The sequence below is a fragment of the Phenylobacterium sp. J426 genome, assembly GCF_024699945.1.
In the GTDB taxonomy this organism is placed as follows: domain Bacteria; phylum Pseudomonadota; class Alphaproteobacteria; order Caulobacterales; family Caulobacteraceae; genus Phenylobacterium.
Window position 1 is genome coordinate 848,746 of record NZ_JAJOMY010000001.1, and the last position, 17,026, is coordinate 865,771.

The 17,026-nt window shown below is 70.0% G+C and carries 12 protein-coding genes and 2 pseudogenes; 4 read left to right on the forward strand and 10 right to left on the reverse strand.

Annotation, left to right across the window (positions count from 1 at the left end):
- The first annotated feature begins 178 nt into the window (after positions 1-178).
- Positions 179-1,573, forward strand: a complete 1,395-nt coding sequence (locus tag LRS10_RS04460; protein WP_257836190.1) for a bifunctional diguanylate cyclase/phosphodiesterase — start codon at positions 179-181, stop codon at positions 1,571-1,573.
- 76 nt (positions 1,574-1,649) lie between these two features.
- A pseudogene (gene htpX / locus LRS10_RS04465) lies at positions 1,650-2,514 on the forward strand (zinc metalloprotease HtpX); the annotation flags it as partial.
- A gap of 1,150 nt (positions 2,515-3,664) precedes the next feature.
- Here htpX and minE read toward each other — a convergent pair.
- The 5 genes from minE to LRS10_RS04490 all read right to left on the reverse strand — a co-directional run bounded on the left by minE (position 3,665) and on the right by LRS10_RS04490 (position 7,103).
- Positions 3,665-3,922 (reverse strand): cell division topological specificity factor MinE, encoded by a 258-nt coding sequence (gene minE / locus LRS10_RS04470; protein ID WP_257836193.1) that lies wholly within the window; start codon positions 3,920-3,922, stop codon positions 3,665-3,667.
- Entirely contained in the window at positions 3,919-4,740 is an 822-nt protein-coding gene (gene minD / locus LRS10_RS04475; protein WP_257836195.1) for a septum site-determining protein MinD, read from the reverse strand. The genes minE and minD overlap by 4 nt, the downstream gene beginning before the upstream one ends.
- 13 nt (positions 4,741-4,753) lie before the next feature.
- Positions 4,754-5,392, reverse strand: coding sequence for a septum site-determining protein MinC (gene minC / locus LRS10_RS04480; RefSeq protein ID WP_257836196.1), 639 nt, complete (start codon positions 5,390-5,392; stop codon positions 4,754-4,756).
- 216 nt (positions 5,393-5,608) lie between these two features.
- Positions 5,609-5,821, reverse strand: a complete 213-nt coding sequence (locus LRS10_RS04485; RefSeq protein ID WP_257836197.1) for a DUF2945 domain-containing protein — start codon at positions 5,819-5,821, stop codon at positions 5,609-5,611.
- A gap of 229 nt (positions 5,822-6,050) precedes the next feature.
- On the reverse strand, positions 6,051-7,103 hold the full coding sequence (locus LRS10_RS04490; protein WP_257836199.1) for a ribonucleotide-diphosphate reductase subunit beta: 1,053 nt from the start codon (positions 7,101-7,103) through the stop codon (positions 6,051-6,053).
- 103 nt (positions 7,104-7,206) lie between these two features.
- On the opposite strand from LRS10_RS04490, the gene LRS10_RS04495 reads away from it, so the two are divergent.
- On the forward strand, positions 7,207-7,878 hold the full coding sequence (locus tag LRS10_RS04495; RefSeq protein ID WP_257836200.1) for a glutathione S-transferase family protein: 672 nt from the start codon (positions 7,207-7,209) through the stop codon (positions 7,876-7,878).
- A 40-nt stretch (positions 7,879-7,918) separates the two neighbouring features.
- On the opposite strand, the gene LRS10_RS04500 is transcribed toward LRS10_RS04495, so the two are convergent.
- The 5 genes and pseudogenes from LRS10_RS04500 to putA form a co-directional block, all read right to left on the reverse strand.
- Positions 7,919-8,095, reverse strand: a complete 177-nt coding sequence (locus tag LRS10_RS04500; protein ID WP_257836202.1) for a hypothetical protein — start codon at positions 8,093-8,095, stop codon at positions 7,919-7,921.
- A gap of 62 nt (positions 8,096-8,157) precedes the next feature.
- Positions 8,158-8,976: a lipid A deacylase LpxR family protein gene (locus LRS10_RS04505; protein ID WP_257836204.1), complete on the reverse strand. Its 819-nt coding sequence runs from the start codon at positions 8,974-8,976 to the stop codon at positions 8,158-8,160.
- A gap of 207 nt (positions 8,977-9,183) precedes the next feature.
- Complete coding sequence (locus tag LRS10_RS04510; RefSeq protein ID WP_257836206.1) at positions 9,184-11,043, reverse strand: ribonucleoside-diphosphate reductase subunit alpha; 1,860 nt, start codon at positions 11,041-11,043, stop codon at positions 9,184-9,186.
- A 193-nt stretch (positions 11,044-11,236) separates the two neighbouring features.
- A complete protein-coding gene (locus LRS10_RS04515) occupies positions 11,237-13,036 on the reverse strand; it encodes an SLC13 family permease (RefSeq protein ID WP_257836207.1) in 1,800 nt (599 codons plus the stop codon).
- 50 nt (positions 13,037-13,086) lie between these two features.
- Positions 13,087-16,179 (reverse strand): annotated as a pseudogene (gene putA, locus LRS10_RS04520) (bifunctional proline dehydrogenase/L-glutamate gamma-semialdehyde dehydrogenase PutA).
- Positions 16,180-16,282: 103 nt separating this feature from the next.
- Between putA and LRS10_RS04525 the strand changes: the two are divergent.
- Positions 16,283-16,753, forward strand: a complete 471-nt coding sequence (locus LRS10_RS04525) for a winged helix-turn-helix transcriptional regulator (RefSeq protein WP_257836208.1) — start codon at positions 16,283-16,285, stop codon at positions 16,751-16,753.
- Positions 16,754-17,026: the final 273 nt, after the last annotated feature.

The window sequence follows — 17,026 nt, forward strand, 5'->3', positions numbered from 1 at the left end:
GCGCGTCCGTTGTCGGGGGCGTCGGGGGGCAAGCGGAGACCTCCGTCCTGTCAAGCTGTCCTGAACCCAGAAAGCCCCGCGTCCTGCAAAGGCTCCGTTAGGCATACCGCTTAACGCACCATTCGCCTCGTCCCGCCCAAAATAGGCCTCCCGTCGAGGTTGAGGCAGAACGCCGGCCGTGTCCGACACGCGAAACACACATGCGGAGCTCGCCCGGCGCGTGGCTGCGCTGGAGGCCGAGCGGGCGCTCACCCTGCGCCTGGCGCAGACGGATTCCCTGACCGGCCTCGTCAACCGCGGCGCCTTCACCTCGGCCCTGTGCGAGCGCCTCGAGGCCGCCCGCGAGACCGGCGGGACGGTCGCGCTCTTCGTCGTCGACCTCGACCGCTTCAAGTCGCTGAACGATACCCTGGGCCACCACGCCGGCGACCTGCTGCTGGCCGAGCTCGGCGAGCGGCTGCGCGGGGACTGCGCCGAGACCGAGATCGCCGCCCGCCTCGGCGGCGACGAGTTCGCCGTCATTTCCGACGTCCGGGACGTGGCCCGGCGCGCCCAGCGCCTGGTCAACCTCGTCTCCCAGCCGCAGATGATCTACGGTCGCCAGGTCTCGCCCGGCGCGTCCGTGGGCGTCGCCGTCTTCCCGACCGACGCCTGCGACGCCTCCGACCTGCAGCGGTTCGCCGACATGGCGCTCTACCGGGTGAAGACCAAGGGCGGCCGCCGCTACTCGGTGTTCGACGCCGAGCTGCGCGCTGAGACCGAGCGCCGCCGCACGCTGGAGGAGGACCTCCGCCGCGCGATTACCGCCGGCGAGATCGTTCCCTGGTTCCAGCCGGTGATCGACAGCGGCTCGGGCCGCACCGTCGGCGTCGAGGTTCTGGCCCGCTGGAACCACCCCGAGCAGGGCCTGCTGGCGCCCGCCGCCTTCGTGCCCATGGCCGAGGAGCTGGGCCTGATCCGGGCCATCGACGAGGCGGTTTTCGACGCCGCCTGCCGCCGGGCCGCCACCTGGGTCTCCGACGGCCTGATCGAGCTCGTCTCCTGCAACGTCAGTCCGCGCGACCTCCTGGACCCCGGCTTCTCGCGCAAGCTGATCGGCCGGCTCCAGCGCACCGACCTTCCGGCGACCGCCCTCACCGTCGAGATCACCGAGACCTTCCTGCTTCAGGACCTCGGCCTGGCGCGCCGCCACATCGAGCGCCTGGCCGCCCGCGGCGTGCGCGTGGCGCTCGACGACTTCGGCACCGGCTATTCGAACCTGCGGGCGCTCATGCACCTGCCGATCCAGACGGTGAAGCTCGACCGCTCGCTGATCTGCGACGTCGGCCGGGACGCCCGGGTCTCCAAGCTGGTGGCGGCCATGCTGCACGCGGCCCGAGCGCTTGGGGTCTCCATCGTCGCCGAGGGCGTCGAGGACGAGGCCCAGGCGCTGTTCCTGCGCTCCACCGGCTGCGACCGCATGCAGGGCTACTTCTTCGCCCGCCCGATGAGTGGCGAAGCCATGGACGCCCAGCTGCGCGCCGCCCAGGCCCAGGCCGAGCCCGTCCGAACGCCCCGCCGCGCGGCCCGCTGATCCGTCCTTAAATCCGCCTCCGCGAATCCCCATATTCCCCGTGGGGACGTTCCGGACTCGCATCGCCATAGGGACCATGCGCAACCACCTTCGCACCTTCATGCTGCTGGCCGCGCTCACCGCGCTGTTCGTCGGCATCGGCTACGTCATCGGCGGGCCCACCGGCATGCTGATCGCCTTCCTCTTCGCCGCCGGCATGAACCTGATCAGCTACTGGAACGCCGACAAGATCGTCCTCAAGATGTACCGGGCCGTGGAGGTCGACCGCGATCATCCCGAGCCGCTCATCCGGACCTACGTCGAAGACACGCTGGAGCTCGCCAACCGCGCCGGCCTGCCCAGGCCCAGGATCTACGTCATCGACCAGGACCAGCCGAACGCCTTCGCCACCGGCCGCGACCCGGCCCACGCCGCCGTCGCCGCGACGCGGGGCCTGCTGCGGATGCTCGACCGGCGCGAGATCCGCGGCGTCATGGCTCACGAACTGGCCCATGTGAAGAACCGCGACACGCTGACGATGACGGTCACCGCCACCATCGCCGGCGCCATCTCGGCGCTCGCCAACTTCGCCTTCTTCTTCGGCGGCCGCGACGAGGAAGGCCGCCCCGCCGGCATGATCCCGATGATCGTCGTGGCGCTGGTCGCGCCCATGGCCGCCGCCCTGGTCCAGTTCGCCATCAGCCGCGGCCGGGAGTACGAGGCCGACCGCCACGGCGCCGAGATCTCGGGCGACCCGGAAGCCCTGGCCTCGGCCCTGCAGAAGATCGAGGCCTACGCCCGCGGCGGCCACTTCAACCCGGACGCCGAGCGCAATCCGGCCACCGCCCACATGTTCATCATCAACCCGCTGGCGGGCGGGAAGGGCGACAACCTGTTCTCCACCCATCCGGCGACGCACAACCGGGTGGCGGCCCTGATGCAGCTCACCGGCGTCGCCGCCGAGGCGATCGTGCAGCCCGCCCGCGGCCGCGCCAGCGGAACGGCGGTGCCCGTCACCGCGCCCGCAAGAGCCCCTGGAACTAGCGCCTGCGTCTGCGGCGTTTTTGGCGGGTCGCTTGCCGCGCCCGCCCCGCCGCCGCATTCTGCTTCGCAGAACGGTGGTCGGAGATCGATGGAGAACGGTGACGGTCCGATCGGACGGCTGCGGCTGACCGGCCGCGCGACGGCGGCGTTCCTGCTCGACGTCGTCGCCATCACGCGCGGCGACGCCGATCTGCTCGACGCGCTGCTGGCCGCCGCGATCATCCAGGCGAACACCGCCGAGATCCGCGGCCATGCCGACCTGCAGGTGGCCTTCGCCGCCACGGACGAACTGCCGCCCGACGAGATGCGCCGGCCGATCAGCATCAGCGCCGTCGCCGCCTCCCTCAACGTCCCCTTCGAGACCACCCGCCGCCGGATCCACGCCATGGCCGCCGTCGGCTTCTGCGACATCGTCGAAGGCGGCGTCGTCGTGCCCAGTCGCACCCTGGGCGAGCCGCGCTACGCCGTCGACGCCTTCCGTGGTTACGAGAGGCTGCGCGCCTTCTACTACGAGCTGGCCGACCTCGGCCTGCTGCCGGAGCTGCCGCCGCCCTCGGTCGGCCTCGCGCCGGGCGTCGTGCCGATCCGTGCCGTGTCCCGCGTCGTGGGCGCCTTCGTCCTGCGCTGCGTCGAGGCGCTGTCCCTGGTCGGCGACCTCTTCGACGGCGTCATCGTGCTCGAGGTCTTCCGCAGCAATGTCGAGACCTGGCCCGCCGACCTGCGCGGCGGCGAGGGCTTCGCGGCCCAGGACATGGTCGCCGACCGCCTGCGCCGGCCGATCACCGTCACCGCGCTGGCCCGCCGGCTCGCCCTGCCGCGCGAGACGGTGCGCCGGCATGCCGACGCGCTGCGGGCCCGCGGCATCCTGCAGCCGGCGCTCGCGCGCCAGGGCCGCGGCTTGATCGTGCCGTCGCAGGCCCTGGCCCGCCCGCCGGTGCTCTCCGGCCTCACGGCGGCGTCCGGCAACCTCAACCGCATGTTCGCCACCCTGTCCCAGCTCGGCGTGCTGCGCATCTGGGACGAGGTGCGCGAGAGCCATCCGCCGGCGCTGGCCGTCGGCTGAGGCCCTCAGCGGGCCAGCGTCTCCTGCGGCATCTCGATGTCGATCTCCAGGGTCGAGACCTGCGCCCCGCGGTCCAGCTTCACCACCACCTTGTCCTGGTCGATGGGGATGTGCTTGGCGATCGCCGCGAGGATCTCCTTGTGGAGCACCGCCGCAAGATCGGTCCCGCCCGAGATTCGCTCGTGCGCCAAGAGCACCTGCAGCCGGTCGCGGGCCGCCGGCGCCGAACCGCGGCCGCGGTTGAAGAAGTTCAGGAAGCTCACGCCGCCGCCCTCCGGCCGAACAGCCGGCTCATCAGGCCCTTCTTCTCCGGTTCGTGCATCCGCAGCACGATCTCCTCGCCCATCAGCCGGCGCGCCGCATCCGCATAGGCCTTGGCCGCCGGCGAGGCCGGATTGTTCAGCGTCACCGGACAGCCGACGTTCGAGGCCGTCAGCACGTCGGGGCTCTCGGCCACCACGCCCAGCAGGGGGATGGCCAGGATTTCCAGCACGTCCTCCACCTTCATCATCTCGCCCCGGGCCGCGCGGGCCGGATCGTAGCGGGTGAGCAGCAGGTGCTTGTCGATCGGCTCGCCGCGCTCGGCCTTGCGCGTGCGGGCGTCCAGCATGCCGATGATCCGATCGCTATCCCGCACCGACGACACCTCGGGGTTGGTCACCACCACCGCGGTGTCGGCGAACCGCATGGCCAGCTGCGCGCCCTTCTCGATGCCCGCCGGGCTGTCGCAGATGATCCAGTCGAAGGTGGCCCTAAGCTCCTCGATCACCCGGCCGACGCCGGCCTCGGTCAGGGCGTCCTTGTCCCTGGTCTGCGAGGCCGGCAGCAGCCACAGCCCCTCCAGCCGCTTGTCGCGGATCAACGCCTGGGTCAGCTTCGCGTCGCCCTGTACGACGTTCACCAGGTCGAACACCACCCGCCGCTCGGCCCCCATGACGAGGTCGAGGTTACGGAGGCCCACGTCGAAATCGACCACCGCCACCCGCTTGCCGGCCTGAGCCAGCGCCGCGCCCAGCGACGCCGACGAGGTGGTCTTGCCCACCCCGCCCTTGCCGGAGGTCACCACCAGTACCTTGGACATCGGCCTTGCTCCTCTAATCGATGACGTTGAGGCGGATGGCGCCGCGGTCGCAGCGCACCTCCACGGGGCGGCCCTGCAGGTCCGGCCCCCAGTTCTCGGCGGTGCGGTACAGGCGATCGACGCCGACCATCTCGGCCTCCAAGCGGCGGCAGAAGATGCGCGCCTGCGCCCCGGCCCTAAGGCCCGCGATAGCCCGTCCCCGCAGCGCGCCGTAGATGTGGATCGAGCCGCCGGCGATCACCTCGGCGCCCGAGCTCACCGCGCCCAGCACGGTGACGTCGCCGTCCTCGAACACCACCTGCTGGCCCGACCGGACGTTGCCCTCGATCAGCAGCGAGGCCGGCGGCGGCGGCGCCACACGCGCCTCGGCCTCCCGCGGCAGATCGCGGCCCTGGATGCGCGGCAGCCTGGCCCAGCGCGTGCCCTCCAGCACCCGCGCGCTCACCCCGTCCACGCCCACCAGGCGCAGGTCACGGGCCTCCAGCCCCTCCAGCAGGATCGGCGCCACCTCCGGCCCGCCCGCCGCCACCGCGGCCGACAGGTCGGCCACCACCGGCCGCTCGGCGAACACCCCGGCAGCATCCCGCATCTGCGCGTCCAGGCCTGCGAACCACGCCGTCGCCGGCAGCTCCGGCGCCAGCACCAGCGCCATGAAGTTCCGCCCACGAATCCGGAAGGGGGCGTCGACCTTCGGCGCTGGCGCGGTCCCCCGTGATCCCGATCATCGCCTCGCCTCCTCCCGCTCGGAAGCGAGGAGGTGTGGGAAGCCTCGGGGGCCACAACGCGGCCCAAACATGGCCGTCCCCGCCCAAGATGTTTACAGGCGGTACGGCTCAGCTTGTTCAATCTTGAAGGATCGCATCCGATCCTAGGCCTTCCGCAGCTCCGACGGCTTGTGCGCGGCGATGGCGCCGGTCTGGTCGGACTTCACGATGTACTCGGGATTGTCCTTCGACGCGGCCACCTTGTGACCCTTGATCTTGGTCGGGGTGGTCTGCTTGCGCACCACCTTGCCCTTGGTGGTCCCCTGGGAGTGGTCCCACCTCACGGCGTCCCCCGCCTTGAACGTCTTCTCGGTCATCGCGGCGTTCTCCTCGTTCGCCACTTCAACCTTCAACGGTCATCTCGGTTTCGGCGGAGCCTCGCACGCTCAGCCTGCGGGGCCGGGCGTCTCAAGGACGCGCGGCGCGCGCCGCGGCCGCTTACGAGGCACGTGGATGGCCTGCGCGCCTTCAGAGGCCACGCCACAATCGGATGGATCGTGGCCTTCGCCATGATGGTCGCGGCGATGGCCGGACTGATCTAGGGCCTCACTCCGCCGGCACGCCCTCCGCCGCGCGCTTGGCCTGCATCTTCTCGAATTCGGCCCAGACGCCGGTCTCGCCGTGCCACTGGCCTCGCGTCGCGGCCTTCGAGTACTCGGTCGCGCGGGCCTCGAAGAAGTTGGCGTGTTCGACGCCCGACAGCATCGACTGCAGCCAGGGCAGCGGGTTCTCCTTGATGCCGTAGACTTCCGGCAGGTGGAGCTGCCGCAGGCGCCAGTCGGCGATGAAGCGGATGTAGCTCTTGATGTCCTCGGGCGTCATGCCCTGGACCTCGCCGGCCTCGAAGGCCAGGTCGATGAACTTGTCCTCCAGCCCCACCACGGTCTTGCAGCAGTCGACGATGTCGTCGGCGACGGCCTTGGTCACCGCGCCCGTCTCCTTGTTGAAGGCGTGGTACAGCTTGATGATGCCCTCGCAGTGCAGGCTCTCGTCCCGCACCGACCACGACACGATCTGGCCCATGCCCTTCATCTTGTTGTGGCGCGGGAAGTTCATCAGCATCGCGAAGCTGGCGAACAGCTGCAGGCCTTCCGTGAAGCCCCCGAACATGGCGAGCGTCCGGCAGATGTCGGCCTCGGTATCGACGCCGAACTGCTGCATGTAGTCGTGCTTGTCGCGCATGGCCTGGTAGTCGAGGAAAGCCGTGAACTCCGAGTCCGGCATGCCGATCGTCTCGAGCAGCAGCGCGTAGGCGGCGATGTGGACGGTCTCGATGTTCGAGAACGCCGCCAGCATCATCTTCACCTCGGTGGGTTTGAAGACGCGGCTGTAGCGCTCCATGTAGTTGTCGTTCACCTCGACGTCCGACTGGGTGAAGAACCGGAAGATCTGGGTCAGCAGGTTGCGCTCGCGGTCGTTCAGCTTGACCGCCCAGTCCTTCAGGTCCTCGCCCAGCGGCACCTCTTCCGGCATCCAGTGGACCTGCTGCTGGCGGCGCCAGAACTCGAAGGCCCAGGGATAGCGGAAGGGCTTGTAGGCGAACGAAGGGGTCATCAGGCCCGGCAGTTGCTTGCCGTTCGGAGTGATAAGTCCGCTCATGTGAGTCCGTCCTGCCCCAGGTGTTCAACCGAAAGGTGACGCAACATCTTGTGGGCGTAAAGTGCGCAGACGCCGCATCTAGAGTTTTCCACGGGGTTCTCGAATGACTGGGGATTATCTCGTCTATGGCGGCCAGGGCTCGGGCTCGACGCCTGTCGAGGCCACGCTGACGCTGCTCGGCGCGCCCTACCGGGTGGTCGAGCGACGGGTCTGGGAGGACAAGGCCGCCGCCGAGGAGATGGCCAAGGTGAACCCCCAGCGGCAGGTGCCGGCGCTGGTCCTGCCCGCGAGGCATTCCGGGCCGGGCGAACTGATGACCGAGAGCGCCGCCATCCTCATCCACCTGGCCGAGGCGCACCCCGAGGCCAACCTCGCGCCCGCGCCCGGCTCGCCGCTCCGCCCCCGCTTCCTGCGCTGGATGGCCTACATCTCGGCCCAGATCTATGCGCTCTACTGGATCCGGGACGACGCGAGCCGCCTCGCGGCCGACCCCGCGCATGAGCCTGTGATCCTGGAACGCACCGCCGCCCGCATCCTCGACTGCTGGCGGATGATGGACGCGCAGGTTCAGCCCGAAGGCCGCTTCCTGCTCGGCGACGACCTCTCGGTCCTCGACCTCTACCTCGCCGTCGTGTCGCGCTGGCGCCCTCGCCGCCGCGCGTTCTACGCCGCCGCCCCGGGCCTCGCCCCCGTGGTGAAGGCCGTCGACGCCGACCCGCGCCTCGCCGCCTTCTGGTCCGACCGCATGCCCTTCACGGACGGCTGGGAGGGCTGAGCTCCCTCGCTCGCGCAGCGGCGGGCGGCAAGAGGCTTGCCTACCGATCCTGCGACCGGCTCACGACCATGCCGACGCCCGCGCCCACCGCGGCGCCCACCGGACCCGCCACCACGGCGCCGGCGACCGCGCCGGTCGCCGCGCGCTGCTCGACGTTGTGGCCGCAGCCCGCCAGCAGCAGGGCGGTCGCCGAAAGGACCAGGAGGGATCGCGTCATGAACAGCTCCGCTTCGCGTGTGCGGAGCCTCATCGCCACAGGATTCGGACGGGAATCGGGCGCTACTTCTGCGGCCGGATCGAGAACGTGAAGGCGGCCACCGTGTCGTCTCGGGTGTGCTGGCCGAACACCATGTGGTTGCCCTTCACCTCTCGGTGGACCACGCCGAACGAGCTCTGCATGTCGCCCTTGCGCCAGCCGACGCCGATGTGGGCGTCGCCGACCAGCTCGCCGGTGTCGTCGGTCGTCCAGTTGCCGCGGCTCCAGTCGCCCTCGTTGCGCAGCATGTTCAGTCCGACAGCCCGGCCGCTGGCGGCGGCGAACAGGTACCAGCGGCCCCGGTCGCCATATTCGCTGCCCTCGCGGACGCCGATGTCCTTCAGCGCCTCGACCGCCTGCTTCTCGCGCTTCTGGCCGACGGTCAGCATGGCGCCGGCCTCGGCCGAGCCGCCGCGCGAGCCCACGCCCACGCCGGCGTGCGGCGAGACGTCGAACTCGTACTTGCCGTCCGAGAAGTTGATCGCCCGCGGCCACGAGCGGATCAGCGTGACGTCGTAGTCCTCGTTGGCGAACTCGCCCCGCTCCAGGTTGAGGGGCAGGCCGCCCTGGGTGCGCAGCGAGCCGCGGGTGCTGATCCGCAGTGAGTCGACCGCGCCGGCGCTCTGGTTCAGCTGCATCTCGCCGGTCCGCGCGCGGGTCAGGCCCCGCTCGCTGGCGTAGGTCTCGCGATCGATGAAGGCGGCGCCGGCGAGCTGGGCCTGGGCGGTGGGAATCAGCGGCTGATCCCGCGGCCCGCCGATGGGCGCGAAGTCTTGCCCGGCCGCAGCGGTGGCTGCGCCGCATCCCAGCACGGCGGCCATCACGGCCGTTCGCCGCACCATGCGCTCTCTCCCAGTCCGCCTTATGTAGCGGTTGCCTGGGGCCATAGTTCCACGATTGGAGGGCGCCGCAAGCCCAAAAGATCATTGGACTTTCAGCTCAGGCGCGCGAACGCCCGCGCCTTAACCATTCAGCCAAGGAAAAAGGCTGGCGTTTCCGCCAGCCTGCCGCCCGAAGACCGGAAATCCACCGTCGTGCGACCGGCCCGCCTACTGGCAGGCCAGGCACTCTTCGTAGTCGGTCTTGGCCGCGCCGCTCATGTCGACGACCTCGGCCTTCTCGCCGCCGGCATGCGCCGCCCGCTGCACCGACTTGGAGCGCAGGTAGTACAGCGACTTGCAGCCGCGCTCCCACGCCGTCCAGTGCAGCATGTGCAGGTCCCACTTGTCGACGTCGCCGGGCAGGAACACGTTCACCGACTGGGACTGACAGACGTCGGGCGTCCGGTCGGCCGCCAGTTCGATCACCCACCGCTGGTCGATCTCAAAGGCGGTCTTGAAGACGTCCTTCTCGTCCTGGGTCAGGAACTCGAGGTGCTGCACCGAGCCCTCGTTCTGCAGGATCCCGTCCCACACCTGCGGCGTGTTCTGGCCCTTCTCGTCGAGCAGGGCCTCCAGGTAGGGGTTCTTCACCGCGAAGGTGCCCGACAGGGTCTTGTGGCTGTAGATGTTGGCGGGGATCGGCTCGATGCCCGCCGAGGTGCCGCCGCAGATGATCGAGATCGAGGCCGTCGGCGCGATCGCGATCTTGTGGCTGAAGCGCTCCATGACGCCGCGCTCGGCCGCGTCCGGACACGGGCCGCGCTCGGCGGCGAGCGTCCGCGAGGCCGCATCGCACTGGCGGCGCAGCGTCTTGAACAGGCGCATGTTCCAGCTCTTCGCCAGCGCGCTCTCGAAGGGCACGTTCTGGGCCTGCAGGAACGAGTGGAAGCCCATCAGGCCCAGGCCCACCGAGCGCTCACGCTTGGCGGCATAGACCGCGTTCTTCATCTCGGGCGGCGCGCGCTGGATGAAGTCCTCCAGCACATTGTCGAGGAAGCGCATGACGTCCTCGATGAACGTCGGGTGGTCGCGCCACTCCAGGAACTTCTCGGCGTTGACCGACGACAGGCAGCAGACCGCGGTTCGCTCCTGGCCCAGGTGATCCTTGCCGGTGTGCAGCATGATCTCCGAGCACAGGTTCGACTGGCGCACGGACAGACCGAGGTCGCGCTGGTGCTGCGGCATCGCCCGGTTCACGGTGTCCGAGAAGATCAGGTAGGGCTCGCCGGTCTGCAGGCGGATCTCGAGGATCTTCTGCCACAGCGAACGGGCGTCGACCTCGCGGATCACCTCGCCGGTTTTCGGCGAGCGCAGGCCGAACATGGCGCCGTCGCGGACGGCCTCCATGAACTCGTCGGTGATCGACAGGCCGTGGTGGAGGTTCAGGCTCTTGCGGTTGAAGTCGCCCGAGGGTTTGCGGATCTCGAGGAACTCCTCGATCTCCGGGTGGTGGATGTCGAGATAGACCGCCGCCGAGCCGCGGCGCAGCGAGCCCTGGCTGATCGCCAGCGTCAGGCTGTCCATCACGCGGATGAACGGGATGATGCCGCTGGTCTGGCCAGCGCCCTTCACCTTCTCGCCGATCGAGCGGACGCCGCCCCAGTAGGTGCCGATGCCGCCGCCGTTGGAGGCCAGGGCGACGTTCTCGTTCCAGACGCTGACGATGCCGTCGAGGTTGTCGGGCACGGCGTTCAGGAAGCACGAGATCGGCAGGCCGCGCGACGCGCCGCCGTTCGACAGCACCGGCGTGGCCGGCATGAACCACAGCTGCGAGATGTAGTCGTAGATGCGCTGGGCGTGGTCGGCGTCGTCGGCGAAGGCCGTGGCGACGCGGGCGAACATGTCCTGGTAGCTCTCGCCCGGCAGCAGGTAGCGGTCTTCCAGCGTCGTCTTGCCGAAATCCGTCAGCAGGGCGTCGCGGCTGCGGTCGACCTCGACCTTGCGCACGAGCTGCAGCTGCGGCCGAGCCGGGGTTTCCCGAGCCCGTTCAGCATCTTCGGCAATCCCAACCTTCGCCGCTTCGCTCATCGTCCCTACTCAGCCCCTCGTCCCTACATCTTGTGGTTCAGCCCCCGAACCAGCCCACATATGGGGACACTTGGCTAATGACTCGTCAATGAGGCGACCTGTCCGCCCACAGCCTTTTTCGTAAACGAGAGGTTAACCTGGAGACTTCCCCCTCGACAGATCAATCGGTTGCATCTCCCCATCCACAGGCTCCTCACGAACCTGTGAACACGGAACTCTGGAGCGGCCAGACAGCGGCAATCAGCGGCGTCCCTAGCAGCAGCACCAGCGCCGTCAGCGGCGCGCCCAGCCGCGGATAGTCGCCGAACCGGTAGCCGCCGGGCGCCATGACCAGGGTGTTGCATTGGTGGCCGATGGGCGTGAGGAAGTCGCAGGCCGCGCCCAGGGCCACGGCCATGAGGAACGGGTCCGGGTTGAGCCCCAGCAGCTTGGCGAGCGCGGCCCCGATGGGGGCTACGATCAGCACGGTGGCGGCGTTGTTCAGGAACGGCGTGGCGGCCATGGCCACCGCCATGACCGCGCCGAGGGCCAGGATCGGCGGCCGCCCCTCGAAGATGTGCGCCAGCGTCGACGCCACGAGGTCCGCGCCGCCCGTCGCCCGGATCGCGTCCGAGACGGGGATGAGGGCTGCGATCAGCACCAGGACGGGCCCGTCCAGCGCGCTATAAGCCTCGCGCATCCGGATGGAGCCCGAGAGCACCATGGCCACCGCGGCCGCGAAGAACGCGATCGCCACGGGGGCCAGTTGCACCGCCACCAGGATCATCGCCGTCGCCAGGATGAGGGTCGGCAGGATCTGCTTGCGGATGCCGCCCAGCCGCAGCTGCCGCTCGGCGAGCGGCAACACCCCAAGGGCCTTCAGCGCCGCCGGCAGGGTCCGCTCGCCGCCCTGCAGGACGATGACGTCGCCCGCCCGCAGCCGCACGCCCTTCAGCTCGTTGCTCGTCCGATAGCCCGAGCGGCTGACCGCCAGCAGGTTCACGTTCTGCTGTCCGTAAAGGTCCTCCTGCTTGGCCGAGCGGCCGACCAGCGGCGAGTCCGAGCCGATGACCGCCTCGACGATGCGGACCTCCTCGGTAGGCTCCTCCATCGAGACCGGGCGGTCGGCGCGGGTCAGCTTCAGCCGGGCGCGGTTGATGAAGCCGTCGAGCTCCTGGTGCTCGCCCTCGAGCAGCAGCGTGTCGCCGGGACGAACGCGCAGGTTGCCCGATGGCGACGCCCGTCGCTCGCCGTCGCGGATCACCGCCACGATGGTCACGTCGCCGGCGGCGAGCCGGTGCAGGCTCGCGACCGTTCGCTTCTCCAGCGTCCAGTCCTCGGGGACGGCGACCTCGGTGAAATAGGGGGCAGTCTCGATGGCGGCGTCGAGGGTTTCGGTGGCGACGCGGGTCTGCGGCAGCAGGCGGTAGCCGAACGCGAGGAAGACGAGGCCCAGTGCGGTGATCCCGAGGCCCACCGGCGCGTAGTCGTACATCCCGAACGGCTTGCCCAGAACCTGCTCGCGGACCTCGGAAACCAGGATGTTCGGGGAGGTGCCCACCAGGGTGACGGTGCCGCCGATCAGGGAGCCGAAGGCCATCGGCATCAGCAGGCAGGACGGCGAGGTGCCTGTCCGGCGGGCGACCTGCAGGGCGATGGGCATCATCAGCGCGAGCGCGCCGACGTTCTTTGTGACCATCGAGAGCACCGCCACAACGGCGGTGAACAGCGGAACCTGGGTGCGGGCGCTGGTGAGGTACGGCAACATCGGCCGGAGCGCGGCCTCGACCACGCCGGAACGGGCGAAGGCGGCGCTGACCACCAAGGCGCAGGCGATGATGACGGTGACGTCGTTGGCGAACCCTGAGAAGGCGTTCTCGGTGGGCACCACGCCCAGCACCAGCCCGAGCAGCAGCGCCGTGACGGCGATCACGTCGTACCGCCACCGCCCCCAGATGAAGGCGACGATCGTCACGCCCACGAGCCCGAAGGCCAGGGCCTGCTGCAATGTCATTCGTTGTCCCTCGTACCGGCCGCAGCCGGCTCTCGGGAGCTAAACGCGCATCAAGCGTCGAGGTTGAGAAGGGCGGGATCACCCCCTGGGCGGTGATGTTGACGCTCACGGCGCGCTCCACGGCGTAACGCAGCAGGGCGTGCGGGCCACCCGCCTTGGGGCCGGTCCCGGAGAGACCCTCGCCGCCAAACGGCTGGACGCCGACAACCGCGCCGATCATCGAGCGGTTGACGTAGGCGTTGCCGGCCGGGACCGCGTTCTGGACCTCCTCGGCGAAGGCCTCGATGCGGCTGTGGACGCCGAGCGTCAGGCCATAGCGGGCCTGGACCAGCGGCGCGGCCGCCTCGGCGAGCTTGGCGGGGTCGTAGCGGACCACGTGCAGGATCGGCCCGAAGACCTCCTTCTGCAGCCAGCCGGCCTCGCTGATCTCTGCAAGGGTGGGGGGCGAAGAAGTGGCCGCCCGCCGGCGCCTCCAGGCGGTGGACGATCCTGCCGTCGGCCTCCAGCTTGCGGACGTGGACCTCCAGAGCCTCGCGCGCCTCGGCGTCGATGACCGGGCCGACGTCGGTGCGGGGGTCGGCGGGGTCGCCGATCACGAGCGTCTGCATGGCGCCTTTGAGCCCCTCGATGAGGGCGTCGGCGGTCTCATCCGGCGCGAACAGCAGGCGAAGCGCCGAGCAGCGCTGGCCCGCCGAGCCGAAGCCCGACAGCAGGACGTCGTCGATGACCTGTTCGCGCAGCGCCGTGGTGTCGACGAACATGGCGTTCAGGCCGCCGGTCTCGGCGATGAAGGGGACGATTGGCCCCTGGCGGGCGGCGAGCGCGCGGTTGATCGCCCAGGCGGTGTCGGTGCCGCCGGTGAAGGCGACGCCGTCGCAGCCGGGGTGCGCCGTCAACGCCGCGCCGACCGTCGCGCCGTCGCCTGGCAGCAGATGCAGCAGGTCGGCGGGCACGCCGGCCTGGTGGAACAGCTTCACCGCCTCGGTAGCGATGATCGGGGTCTGTTCGGCCGGCTTGGCCAGCACGGCGTTGCCGGCGGCGAGCGCCGCCGCCACCTGGCCGGTGAAGATGGCCAGCGGGAAATTCCAGGGGCTGATGCAGACGAACACGCCGCGGCCGTGCAGCGTCAGCTGGTTCGTCTCGCCCACGGGGCCGCGCAGGGTTTCGGGCGAAGCGAACTGCCGCTCGGCCAGGTAGGCGTAATAGCGGCAGAAGTCGGCCGCCTCGCGCACCTCGGCGATCCCGTCGGCGAGCGTCTTGCCCGCCTCCCGGACGCAGATCGCGATCAGGCGGTCGCGATGGGCTTCCAGGGCGTCGCCCATGGCGCGGAGCACCTTTGCCCGACCCTCGCCGCCCAGGTGGTCCCAGGGCTTCTGCGCGACTTGGGCGGCGGCGAAGGCTTCATCGATCAGCTCGGGCGTGGCCGGCACGGCGCGGCCGATGCGCTGGGCGTTGCGGGCCGGCGAGACGCGATCCTCCTTCGGGCCGTCGCGCAGCTTGCCGCGAACGATGGGCGCCCCCACCAGGTCTTCGCCGTCGAGCGCGGTGACGGCGGCGCCGAGCTGGTCGCGCACGGCGGCGATCGAAAGGTCGAGGCCCTCGGAGTTGCGACGGGCAGGGCCGTAGAGGTCGCGCGGGAGCGGGATCTTCGGGTGAGGCGCGCCGCCGCTCGCCTCGACCGCGGCGATGGGGTCCCCGACGACCTTGGCGACAGGGGTCTTCTCGTCCAACAGGGCGTGGACGAAGGAGGTGTTGGCGCCGTTCTCGAGCAGGCGGCGGACCAGGTAGGGCAGAAGGTCCTCATGGCTGCCGACCGGCGCGTAGACACGCAGCGGGAAGTCGCCGTAGCGATCCTTCGCGGCGCCGTAGAGCGCCTCGCCCATGCCATGCAGGCGCTGGCATTCGAACGGCGCCTGGGCTTGGCGGGCCATCTGGCGGACGGCGGCCAGGGTGTGGGCGTTGTGGGTGGCGAACTGCGGATAGAGGTTCGGCGCCGCGGCGATCAGGGCGCGCGCGCAGACGAGGTACGACAGGTCGGTGGCGGCCTTGGTCGTGAAGACCGGGTAGCCCGGCAGGCCGGCGACCTGGGCCCGCTTGATCTCCGAGTCCCAATAGGCGCCCTTCACGAGGCGGACCATCAGGCGGCGTCCCGACTCGCGCGCGATGCCGGCGACGGCCTCGATCACCTCGGGACCGCGCTTCTGATAGGCCTGAACGGCGAGGCCGAGGCCCTTCCACTGGCCGAGCGAAGGCTCGCGGGCCAGCCGGTCGAGCAGCTTAAGCGAGATGACGAGGCGGTCGGCCTCTTCGGCGTCGAGCGTGAAATTGATGTCGGCCTTGGCGGCCAGCTGGGCCAGCCGGAGGGTGCGCGGATAGAGGTCGGCGAAGACCCGCTCTTCCTGACGGGCTTCGTACCGCGGCGAGAGCGCAGAGAGCTTCACCGAGATGCCGTGGCCGGCCTCGGGGCCCTGCCCTTTGGCATGCTTCCCCACCGTCTCGATGGCGCGGGCGTAGGCCGCTTCGTAGCGGTCGGCGTCGGCGTCGGTGCGGGCCCCCTCGCCCAGCATGTCGAACGAACAGACGAAGCCGTCCTGACCGGCGCGCTTGATGGCCTTCTCAATGGTCGAGCCCAGGACAAACTGTTCGCCCATGATCTTCACGGCGGCGCCGACGGCCCGGCGGATGACCGGCTCGCCCAGCCGACCGGCCAGCTTCTTGATGAAGCCCGAGAGGTCGTTCTTCGCCTCTTCGTCCGGGTCTATCAGCTTGCCCGTGAGCATCAGGCTCCAGGTCGAGGCGTTGACCAGGACCGAGTCGGATTTGCCGGCATGGCTTGCCCAATCCGCGGAGGCGATCTTCTCGGCGATCAGGCGGTCGCGCGTCTCCTCGTCCGGGGTCCGCAACAGGGCCTCGGCCAGGCACATCAGCGCCAGGCCTTCTCGCGTCGACAGGCTGAACTCCTGGAGGAAGCTCTCCACGACGCCCTGGCGGCGGGCCGACCTGCGCGCCGCGCGGACCAGGGCCTCGGCCTCCTGGCGGACCGCCTCGCGGTCGTCGCCGGCCAGCGGCCGCGACGCCAAGTGGGCCGACAGCACCGCACGTTCGTCAGCGAACTTGAGGTCGTCCAGATGATCGAACGGCATGACAGGCCTTCCAGAAAGATGATCATCGGAGTAACCCAGCCATCGCAGCATGTGCTGCGGATCGGAGCGCGCGAGGCCGTAAATTCTGCGGCGGGAGGGCATAATGGCGAACAACGTGCGGCTGGACGACACCGATCGCCGACTGCTGCGCACGCTGCAGTCGGACGGTCGGATCAGCAACGCCGACCTGGCCGAGCGGTGCAACTTGTCGCCGTCGGCCTGTTCGGAGCGGGTGCGGCGGCTGCGGGAGGGCGGCTTCATCACCGGCTTCACCGCCCTCGTGGATCCGGAGAAGGTGGAGCGCGGGGTGCTGATCTTCGTGGAGGTGGTGCTGGACCGCACCACGCCGGAGGTGTTCGAGACGTTCGCGGCGGCGGCGCGACGCTCGCCTGACGTGCTGGAGTGCCACATGGTGGCCGGCGGCTTCGATTATCTGATCAAGTCGCGCGTGCGCGACCTCGCCGCATGGCGGGTCTTTCTCGAGGAGGTGCTGGTGCGCATCCCGGGCGTGCGGGAGACGCGCACTTATGCGGTGCTGGAAGAGGTGAAGTCTACCACGCAGCTGCCCGTCTGAGCGCGGGTCCTGCCTTCCCCGCCGCGCGGGGCCGGCAGGGGCTCAGGCGCTGCTTTGGAAGCCTGGGTCGCCGCCCTGGCGGGGCTGAGCCAATCCGGCGTCCCGCATCTCGAGCACGTCGGCGCCAACCGCTATGGGCAAAACCCCGAACAAGCGGCCGAGGGGAGGTCGAAAACTATCGTCCTGACCTCTTCGCGAAGGGCGCCCCCGGGAAGACCTGGGGACCGGCGCCAGCCCGCGCAAAGCAAAGGGCCCGGCGTTTCCGCCGGGCCC

Excerpts from the sequence above, each read along its gene's own strand:
- minD (WP_257836195.1), bottom strand. The coding sequence starts at position 4,740 with ATGTCCAAGGTACTGGTGGTGACCTCCGGCAAGGGCGGGGTGGGCAAG.
- minC (WP_257836196.1), bottom strand. The coding sequence starts at position 5,392 with ATGGCGCTGGTGCTGGCGCCGGAGCTGCCGGCGACGGCGTGGTTCGCA.
- LRS10_RS04485 (WP_257836197.1), bottom strand. The coding sequence starts at position 5,821 with ATGACCGAGAAGACGTTCAAGGCGGGGGACGCCGTGAGGTGGGACCAC.
- LRS10_RS04490 (WP_257836199.1), bottom strand. The coding sequence starts at position 7,103 with ATGAGCGGACTTATCACTCCGAACGGCAAGCAACTGCCGGGCCTGATG.
- LRS10_RS04495 (WP_257836200.1), top strand. The coding sequence starts at position 7,207 with ATGACTGGGGATTATCTCGTCTATGGCGGCCAGGGCTCGGGCTCGACG.
- LRS10_RS04500 (WP_257836202.1), bottom strand. The coding sequence starts at position 8,095 with ATGACGCGATCCCTCCTGGTCCTTTCGGCGACCGCCCTGCTGCTGGCG.
- LRS10_RS04505 (WP_257836204.1), bottom strand. The coding sequence starts at position 8,976 with ATGGTGCGGCGAACGGCCGTGATGGCCGCCGTGCTGGGATGCGGCGCA.
- LRS10_RS04510 (WP_257836206.1), bottom strand. The coding sequence starts at position 11,043 with ATGAGCGAAGCGGCGAAGGTTGGGATTGCCGAAGATGCTGAACGGGCT.
- LRS10_RS04515 (WP_257836207.1), bottom strand. The coding sequence starts at position 13,036 with ATGACATTGCAGCAGGCCCTGGCCTTCGGGCTCGTGGGCGTGACGATC.
- LRS10_RS04525 (WP_257836208.1), top strand. The coding sequence starts at position 16,283 with ATGGCGAACAACGTGCGGCTGGACGACACCGATCGCCGACTGCTGCGC.